The sequence below is a fragment of the Micromonospora sp. 15K316 genome (assembly GCF_004348525.1).
Classification (GTDB): Bacteria; Actinomycetota; Actinomycetes; order Mycobacteriales; family Micromonosporaceae; genus Micromonospora.
In genome coordinates, this window is the sequence record NZ_SMKG01000322.1 from 1 (window position 1) to 5251 (window position 5251).

General features: G+C 74.6%; 5 protein-coding genes. 2 read left to right on the forward strand and 3 right to left on the reverse strand.

Going from position 1 to position 5251, the window contains the following annotated elements:
- Positions 1-112: 112 nt before the first annotated feature.
- The gene (locus E1211_RS30605; protein WP_132353478.1) at positions 113-1450 is read right to left on the reverse strand and encodes a pitrilysin family protein; all 1338 of its coding nucleotides are present in this window, start codon (positions 1448-1450) and stop codon (positions 113-115) included.
- Positions 1447-2739 carry a pitrilysin family protein gene (locus tag E1211_RS30610; RefSeq protein ID WP_132353480.1) on the reverse strand — a complete coding sequence of 431 codons (1293 nt, stop codon included), beginning with the start codon at positions 2737-2739 and terminating at the stop codon, positions 1447-1449. Before E1211_RS30610 ends, E1211_RS30605 begins: the two co-directional genes overlap by 4 nt.
- Before the next feature lie 123 nt (positions 2740-2862).
- Between E1211_RS30610 and E1211_RS30615 the strand changes: the two genes are divergently transcribed.
- Complete coding sequence (locus E1211_RS30615) at positions 2863-3615, forward strand: phosphodiesterase (protein ID WP_132353482.1); 753 nt, start codon at positions 2863-2865, stop codon at positions 3613-3615.
- Here the strand turns inward: E1211_RS30615 and E1211_RS30620 are convergent.
- Positions 3582-3794, reverse strand: a complete 213-nt coding sequence (locus E1211_RS30620) for a hypothetical protein (RefSeq protein WP_132353484.1) — start codon at positions 3792-3794, stop codon at positions 3582-3584. The genes E1211_RS30615 and E1211_RS30620 overlap by 34 nt on opposite strands.
- 369 nt (positions 3795-4163) lie before the next feature.
- Here E1211_RS30620 and E1211_RS30625 point away from each other — a divergent pair, with 369 nt between their 5' ends.
- Positions 4164-5249, forward strand: a complete 1086-nt coding sequence (locus E1211_RS30625) for a 3-deoxy-7-phosphoheptulonate synthase (protein WP_132353486.1) — start codon at positions 4164-4166, stop codon at positions 5247-5249.
- Positions 5250-5251: the final 2 nt, after the last annotated feature.

Genomic DNA, 5251 nt, shown 5'->3' on the forward strand with positions numbered 1-5251 from the left:
ACCCACATCACACCCCCGGGCCCCCAGGGAGCACTTTCCCGGAGAGTGGCCATCTCCCGACGGGAGGCCACTCTCCGGGAAAGTGCCCTCGCGCAGGGCGGGGGCGGAGGGGTTACGGGAGGATCTCGGCCAGGTCGGCGGCGGCGAGGTCGTCGCGGATCGCCGCGGCGTCCCCCTCCACCACGAGGGTGAGCGAATCCGGGTGCAGGTGCGTGGCGGCCGCGGCGCTCACCTGGTCGACATCGGCGGCGAGCAGCGCCTCCCGCAGCCGCGCGTGGTAGTCGTCCGGCAGGTCGTGCACCACCAGCGTGGTCAGGGCCGAGGCGATGGCCCGGGGGGTCTGCAACTCCACCGACAGCTGCCCGGCGCGCCAGGAGCGGGCCACCGCCAGCTCCTCCTCCGTCACCCCGCCGCCGCGGGTACGGGAGATCTCACCGACCGCCTCGACCAACGCCGGGGCGGTGACCGCGGTCTGCACGCCGGAGCTGACGCCGAACCGCCCGAACCGCCGCGACGAGGCGAAGTCGCCCCGGATCCCGTAGGTGTAGCCGCGCACCTCGCGGATCAGGTGGTTCAGCCGCGACGTGAACGCGCCGCCGAGGACGGTGCCGGCCAGCGTCATCGCCACGTGGTCGGGGTGAGCGCGGTGCGGGGCCGGATGTCCCAGCCGCAACGTGGACTGCACCGAGCCGGGTCGGTCCACCAGGATGATCCGCCGCCCGTCCCGCAACGGCGCCTCGACCGGACCACCCCGCTCGACGGGGCCGCCGCCGGTGCCGGCGAAGGCTGCCGCGCCGAGCGCGTCCAGGTCGAGCCGGTCCAGGTCACCGGCGACGACGAGGGTGCCGGGCCGGAGGAACCACTCCGAGTGGAAGACCCGCACGTCCTCGACGTCCAGACCGGCGACCGAATCCGGGTCGCCGTACATCGGGCGGCCCCACCGGTTCTGCGCGCCGAACAGGTCGGCGCGCAGCGCCGCGTCCGCCCTCGGCCCCGGGTTGGCCCAGTCCATCCGCAGCCCGGTGGCCTCGTCGTCGCGTACCCGCGCCACGTCGGCGGGGTCGAGTCGAGGGGTACGCACGGCCTCCGCGAGCAGCTCCACGGCCGCGGCCAGCCGGTCCACCGGCACCTGCACGCTGACCTGGAACGAGTCCCAGTCCAGCCCGGTCACCAGCTCGGTGCCGAGCCCCTCGACGGCGAGCGCGTACGCGGCCGCGTCCCGCTGGGCGGTCCCCTCCTCCAGGGCCTTGGCGAGCACCCCGCCGAGCCCCTCCTTGCCGAGCGGCTCCCGCTCGGCGCCGGCGTCGAGCAGCAGCAGCGCGACCGCGAGGTTCTGCCCGGGCAGGTGGGCGGCGACGACCCGGCCGCCGGCCACGGTGCGGCGGACCACCGGCGGGAAGCGGTAAGGGCGGGCGGCACCCGGCCCGGGGCGCGTGGCGATCAGCGTCATGGCTTCTCCTCGGCGAGGTAGGTCAGGGTCACCCGGTCGTCGGCGGCGAGCACCTCGGCAGCGGTCTCGGCGATCTGCTCGGCGGTCACCGCGAGCCAGGCCGGCAGGCGCTCAGCGGCCTTCGCCGGGTCGCCGACCTGGGTGGCGTACCTGCCGAGCGTGTCGGCGCGACCGTCCACCGTCGACATCTGACGCCACCAGGCGGTGCTGAGCAACGCCTTGGCCCGGTCCAGCTCCGTGGCGGTGACCGGCACCGTGGTCAGCTCGTCCAGCACGGCGTGCAGCCCTTCGGCCAGGCGCTCGGCGGCCACTCCGGGGCGGGCCGTCGCGGTCGCGATCAGCGGCGCCGGCGCGTGCGCCAGATCCACCCCGTACGCGCCCACGAGGTCCGGCTGGGCGATCCGCTCGCCGTCGGCGAGCCGCTGGTAGAGGCGGCTGCCCCGACCGCTGCCGAGCACCGTGGCGAGCACGGTGAGCACGTCGTATCCGGTGCTGCCGAACGGGTGGGTGCGGTGCGCCACGTACACCCGCGGGGCGGGCACGTTGGTGGTGACCGTCTCGCGGGCCGGCCGGCCGGTGGCCGGCACCGTCCGGCCGTCCGGCGCGGCCGGGATCTCCGCCCGCGGCGGGATGGCGCCGAAGTACTTCTCGGCCAGCTCGAAGACCTCGGCGGCGGTGGTGTCGCCGACGACCGTGAGCACGGCGTTGTTCGGCGCGTAGTACGTCCGGTGGAACTCCTGGAAGGTGGCCAGGTCGGCGGCGTTCAGGTCGGCCATCGAACCGATCGTCGCGTGGTGGTACGGGTGCCCCGGCGGGTAGAGCAGCGGCAGCAGCCGCAGCCAGGCGTCGCCGTACGGCACGTTCTCGTAGCGCTGCCGCCGCTCGTTCTTGACCACCTCGCGCTGGTTGTCCAGCGTCTCCTGGGTCAGCGCCGGCACCAGCCCGCCCATCCGGTCCGCCTCGAGCCAGAGCGCCAGCTCCAGGTGCTCGGCCGGCACCGTCTCGAAGTAGTTCGTCCGGTCCGGGTTCGTGGTCGCGTTGAGCGATCCGCCGGAGCCCTGGATGAGCTTCATGTGCTCGGTCTTCGCCACGTTCAGGGAGCCTTCGAACATCAGGTGTTCGAAGAGGTGGGCGAAGCCGGTCTGCCCCTGCGGCTCGTGCCGGGAACCGACGTCGTACCAGAGATTCACCGCGACCGCCGGCGCGGTGCGGTCCTCGCTCACCACCACGCGCAGGCCGTTGTCCAGTCGGGTCGTCTCGATGGGCCAGGGGTAACCGCTCTCGGGCATGGGACGACGCTATCCGATCTCCGGGGCGGAAACGTGACGCGACGACGCCGGGCGAGCCGCCTCCGGCCCGGCCGGTGGGCCTGGTGGGCGCATCGACCGGCCGGGCCGGGGTACCGGAGGGGCATGTCCGCGCCCACCGCCCGCCCGTCCGCCTTCGCGGAGCGTGCGGGCGACGCCGTCTGCCGCGCCGCCGCTGTGCTGACCCGCCTGCGGGGGGCCCGGCTGTTCCACCCCGCAGGCCGGTCGTTCGCGGGCGAGGTGACGATCTGGGGTACGGCGGGCCCACCGACCGGCGTCACCTTTCTCGACGAGCCGGGTCGCTACCCGGCGACGATTCGCCTCTCGAAGGGCACGCCGACCCCGGGGCGCTGGCCGGACGTGCTCGGGCTGGCCGTGCGGGTGCACACCGACGGGCCCCGTCCGGTGGACCTGCTGGTCAGCTCCAGCGCCGCACCGCCGGTGCTCCGGGCGGTACCGCTGCCCCGTCGACGGTTCGCCGGGACGTACAGCACGGTCGTGCCCCTGCGCGTCGGGGGCCGGCGGCTCTGGCTGGCCGCGCTGGCCGACCCGGACTCGGCGGACCTGGGGCGCAGCCTCGACGAGGCGGCCGCCGCCACCCGGACCGACGAGCCGCGCCTGGTGCTCGCGACGGCGTCCGCGGTCGGGCCGTGGCGGCCGTTCGGCCAGGTCAGCATCGGCACCCAGCTCAGCGCCCGGCAGGACGCCGCGCTGGCGTTCGACCCGATCGAGAACCTGCCGGCCGGGCTGCGCACGGTCGGGGCGCTGGCCTGGCTCCGGGCGCACTCCTACCGGGGTTCGCGCCTGGCGCGCGGGGTCGAGGCTCAGTCCGGCGGTTCGCTCGGCGTCACCGTCTGATCCGACGTCCGGTGCTCCAGCACCGTGTCGGGCGCCACGTTCCGGTCCTCGCGGGCGTCGGACTCGGTGAGGATGGCCTCGGCCTGTGCCTCGGGGTCGTCGCTGCCCGCCGCCTTCTCCTCCGGCAGCAGGTGTGCCCGGGACTCGACGCGGTCCAGCTCGCTCTGCTCGTCGCTCACGCCGCCGCCTCCCTCCGGTCGGCACCGGCCTGAGACTCACCCGCACCGCGCCGAATGATTCGCTCGCTCCGCTTCGTCATGGCACCCCTCATACCCCGGCCCGGCGGTTGACACGCGCGCGCCACCGGCGTGGGACGCCACCGGCGTCGGAGTGAACGCCGCGCGATCCGTCGGGTACGCTGTGCACCGTGACGCGGTCGTATCGATGGTTTAGGCAGCCGGCTGGAGGAGCCGGTGACTTCACCATGAACTGACGTCACTCCTCTTCGAGCCGGCTGGGCAGGGCCTCACGGTCCTGCCCTTCGCGTACGAGCAGCCGGCTCGACCCGGGCACCGGCCCCGGGCACGGTCGGCGGAAGGAAGCCCACCGTGACGACCCCGGAGACCGATCGGGTCAGCGACCAGCGGATCGACCGCGTCGTGCCGTTGACCACCCCCGCCCTGCTGCACCACGAGCTGCCCCTGGACGACACGCTCGCCTCGGCCGTACTGGCCGGCCGGCGCGCCGTCGGCCGGGTGCTCGACCGTGCCGACGACCGCCTGCTGGTGGTGGTCGGCCCCTGCTCGGTGCACGACCCGGTCGCCGCGCTGGAGTACGCCCGGCGGCTGCGCGAGGCGGCCGACCGGTTCGCCGACGACCTGCTCGTCGTGATGCGCGTCTACTTCGAGAAGCCCCGCTCGACGGTGGGCTGGAAGGGGCTGATCAACGACCCGCGGCTGGACGGCTCGGGCGACGTGAACACCGGCCTGCGGCTGGCCCGCGCGCTCCTGCTGGACGTGCTCCGGGTCGGCCTGCCGGTCGGTTGCGAGTTCCTCGACCCGATCACCCCGCAGTACATCGCCGACGCCGTGGGCTGGGGGGCCATCGGCGCCCGCACCGTGGAGAGCCAGGTGCACCGCCAGCTCGCCTCCGGCCTCTCCATGCCGATCGGCATGAAGAACCGCCCGGACGGCAGCATCGGTACCGCCGTGGACGCGATCCGGGCGGCCGGCGTGCCGCACGTCTTCCCCGGCATCGACTTCTCCGGCACCCCGGCGATCATGCACACCCGGGGCAACGCCGACGGCCACCTGGTGCTGCGCGGTGGCGGCGGCCGGCCCAACTACGACGCCGAGTCGGTGGCCGGCGCGCTGGACCTGCTGCGGATCGCCGGGCTGCCCGAGCGGGTGGTGATAGACGCCAGCCACGCCAACAGCGGCAAGGATCACCGCAACCAGCCGCTCGTGGCGGCGGACGTGGCCGCCCAGCTCGCCGCCGGGCAACGCGGCATCGTCGGCATCATGCTGGAGTCCTTCCTGCAGCCCGGCCGGCAGGACCTCGACCCGACCCGGGAGCTGGAGTACGGCAAGTCGATCACCGATGCGTGCATCGGCTGGGACACCACCGTCGACGTCCTCGACCGGCTCGCCGTCGCCGTCCGCGCCCGCCGCGCGTCACTGCCCACCCCCGCCTGACG

Excerpts from the sequence above, each read along its gene's own strand:
- E1211_RS30610 (WP_132353480.1), bottom strand. The coding sequence starts at position 2,739 with ATGCCCGAGAGCGGTTACCCCTGGCCCATCGAGACGACCCGACTGGAC.
- E1211_RS30615 (WP_132353482.1), top strand. The coding sequence starts at position 2,863 with ATGTCCGCGCCCACCGCCCGCCCGTCCGCCTTCGCGGAGCGTGCGGGC.
- E1211_RS30605 (WP_132353478.1), bottom strand. The coding sequence starts at position 1,450 with ATGACGCTGATCGCCACGCGCCCCGGGCCGGGTGCCGCCCGCCCTTAC.